We start from the raw sequence: 3443 nt of genomic DNA, 5'->3' as shown, positions 1-3443 counted from the left end.
AAGATTGTCCGGCGGTGTCCTACTCTCCCACACCCTCCCGAGTGCAGTACCATCGGCGCTGGAGGGCTTAGCTTCCGGGTTCGGAATGTGACCGGGCGTTTCCCCTCCGCCATGACCGCCGTAACTCTATGAACATGTCAACCAACCCCACAACACGCGGGTGGTGTTTGTTCAGAGTTGCACAGTGGACGCGTAGCAGCTTAGTAGTCAAGTCCTCGGCCTATTAGTACCGGTCAACTGAACCCGTTACCGGGCTTACATTTCCGGCCTATCAACCCAGTCGTCTAGCTGGGGGCCTTACCCCACAAATGTGGGTGGGATACCTCATCTTGAAGCGAGCTTCCCGCTTAGATGCTTTCAGCGGTTATCCCTTCCGAACGTAGCTAACCAGCCGTGCCCCTGGCGGGACAACTGGCACACCAGAGGTTCGTCCGTCCCGGTCCTCTCGTACTAGGGACAGCCCTTCTCAAGTATCCTACGCGCACGGCGGATAGGGACCGAACTGTCTCACGACGTTCTAAACCCAGCTCGCGTACCGCTTTAATGGGCGAACAGCCCAACCCTTGGGACCTGCTACAGCCCCAGGATGCGACGAGCCGACATCGAGGTGCCAAACCATCCCGTCGATATGGACTCTTGGGGAAGATCAGCCTGTTATCCCCGGGGTACCTTTTATCCGTTGAGCGACACCGCTTCCACATGCCAGTGCCGGATCACTAGTCCCGACTTTCGTCCCTGCTCGACCTGTCAGTCTCACAGTCAAGCTCCCTTGTGCACTTGCACTCAACACCTGATTGCCAACCAGGCTGAGGGAACCTTTGGGCGCCTCCGTTACCCTTTAGGAGGCAACCGCCCCAGTTAAACTACCCACCAGACACTGTCCCTGAACCGGATAACGGTCCGAAGTTAGATACCCAAATCAACCAGAGTGGTATTTCAAGATTGCCTCCACCCATACTGGCGTATGGACTTCACCGGCTCCCACCTATCCTACACAAGCTAATTCAGATACCAATGTCAAGCTATAGTAAAGGTCCCGGGGTCTTTCCGTCCTGCCGCGCGTAACGAGCATCTTTACTCGTAATGCAATTTCGCCGGGCCTGTGGTTGAGACAGTGGGGAAGTCGTTACGCCATTCGTGCAGGTCGGAACTTACCCGACAAGGAATTTCGCTACCTTAGGATGGTTATAGTTACCACCGCCGTTTACTGGCGCTTAAGTTCTCCGCTTCGCCCCGAAGAGCTAACAGGTCCCCTTAACGTTCCAGCACCGGGCAGGCGTCAGTCCATATACATCGAATTACTTCTTCGCATGGACCTGTGTTTTTAGTAAACAGTCGCTTCCCCCTGCTCTCTGCGGCCATACAACGCTCCACCCGCGCGGGGCTTCACGTCTCCGGCCCCCCTTCTCCCTAAGTTACGGGGGCAATTTGCCGAGTTCCTTAACCACAGTTCGCCCGATCGCCTCGGTATTCTCTACCTGACCACCTGTGTCGGTTTGGGGTACGGGCCGCTAAGAACTCGCTAGAGGCTTTTCTCGGCAGCATAGGATCACTGACTTCACCTGAATCGGCTCGGCATCACGTCTCAGCCTATGTGGCGTGCGGATTTGCCTACACGCCGGCCTACACGCTTACCCCGGCACAACCACCGGCCGGGCTCAGCTACCTTCCTGCGTCACCCCATCGCTTGACTACTACCCGCCAGGTTCCCACGCTCCCCACCCGCAGTCCGAAGACCTTGGATGGTTTGGGTGGTTAGCACAACGAGGTTCGTCAGGGTCGCTCTTTCGCGGGTACGGGAATATCAACCCGTTGTCCATCGACTACGCCTCTCGGCCTCGCCTTAGGTCCCGACTCACCCAGGGCGGATTAGCCTGGCCCTGGAACCCTTGGTCATCCGGCGGAAGGGTTTCTCACCCTTCTTTCGCTACTCATGCCTGCATTCTCACTCGTGCCGCGTCCACAACTGGGTCACCCCGCTGCTTCACCCCCGGCACGACGCTCCCCTACCCATCCACACACCTGCATACCCCATCAAGGAGGCACGAAGTTAAAATGTGAATGCCACAGCTTCGGCGGTGTGCTTGAGCCCCGCTACATTGTCGGCGCGGAACCACTTGACCAGTGAGCTATTACGCACTCTTTAAAGGGTGGCTGCTTCTAAGCCAACCTCCTGGTTGTCTATGCGACCCCACATCCTTTTCCACTTAGCACACGCTTAGGGGCCTTAGCTGGTGATCTGGGCTGTTTCCCTCTCGACTACGAAGCTTATCCCCCGCAGTCTCACTGCCGCGCTCTCACTTACCGGCATTCGGAGTTTGGCTGATTTCGGTAAGCTTGTGGGCCCCCTAGACCATCCAGTGCTCTACCTCCGGCAAGAAACACGCGACGCTGCACCTAAATGCATTTCGGGGAGAACCAGCTATCACGGAGTTTGATTGGCCTTTCACCCCTAACCACAGGTCATCCCCCAACTTTTCAACGTTGGTGGGTTCGGCCCTCCACGCGGTCTTACCCGCGCTTCAGCCTGCCCATGGCTAGATCACTCCGCTTCGGGTCTAGAGCATGCGACTAAAAACGCCCTATTCAGACTCGCTTTCGCTACGGCTCCCCCACACGGGTTAACCTCGCCACATGCCACTAACTCGCAGGCTCATTCTTCAAAAGGCACGCCGTCACCCCGCAAGGCTCCGACGGATTGTAGGCGAACGGTTTCAGGTACTATTTCACTCCCCTCCCGGGGTACTTTTCACCATTCCCTCACGGTACTCGTCCGCTATCGGTCACCAGGAAGTATTTAGGCTTACCAGGTGGTCCTGGCAGATTCACGGCAGATTTCAGGAGTCCGCCGCTACTCGGGAACACCCACAGAAGACCAGCAGCTTTCACCTACCGGACTATCACCGTCTACGGTCAGCCATTCCAGACTGTTCGACTAACCACTGGCTTTGTAACTTCTCCAACAGATGTCAGTCTGTTGAGCAGGGTCCCACAACCCCGACCACGCAACCCCTGACAGGTATCACACGCCGCCGGTTTAGCCTCAATCCGCTTTCGCTCGCCACTACTCACGGAATCACTATTTGTTTTCTCTTCCTACGGGTACTGAGATGTTTCACTTCCCCGCGTTCCCCCCACACACCCTATGTGTTCAGGTGCGGGTGACATCACATGACTGATGCCGGGTTCCCCCATTCGGACACCCTGGGATCACAGCTTGGTTGACAGCTCCCCCAGGCCTATCGCGGCCTCCCACGTCCTTCATCGGCTCCTGGTGCCAAGGCATCCACCGTTCGCCCTTGACAACTTGACCACAAAGATGCTCGCGTCCACTGTGCAATTCTCAACAAACAACCAACCCACAACCCACAGCCCCACACCACAACCCGACAACCGCCGGCGGTATGCGAGACCAGGCCATGCCTGGCGCCTTCCGCCCCCGG

The 3443-nt window shown here is 57.2% G+C and carries 2 rRNA genes; both read right to left on the bottom strand.

Going from position 1 to position 3443, the window contains the following annotated elements:
• Positions 1-6 precede the first annotated feature (6 nt).
• Positions 7-123, bottom strand: a 5S ribosomal RNA gene (gene rrf / locus AB0C17_RS29000).
• Between the two features lie 80 nt (positions 124-203).
• Positions 204-3313: ribosomal RNA gene (locus tag AB0C17_RS28995) — 23S ribosomal RNA — on the bottom strand.
• Between the last annotated feature and the right edge of the window lie 130 nt (positions 3314-3443).

Origin of the sequence: Micromonospora sp. NPDC048887 (genome assembly GCF_040649715.1) — a bacterium.
Lineage (GTDB): Bacteria > Actinomycetota > Actinomycetes > Mycobacteriales > Micromonosporaceae > Micromonospora.
This window is presented reverse-complemented; position numbering and strand designations above follow the sequence as displayed.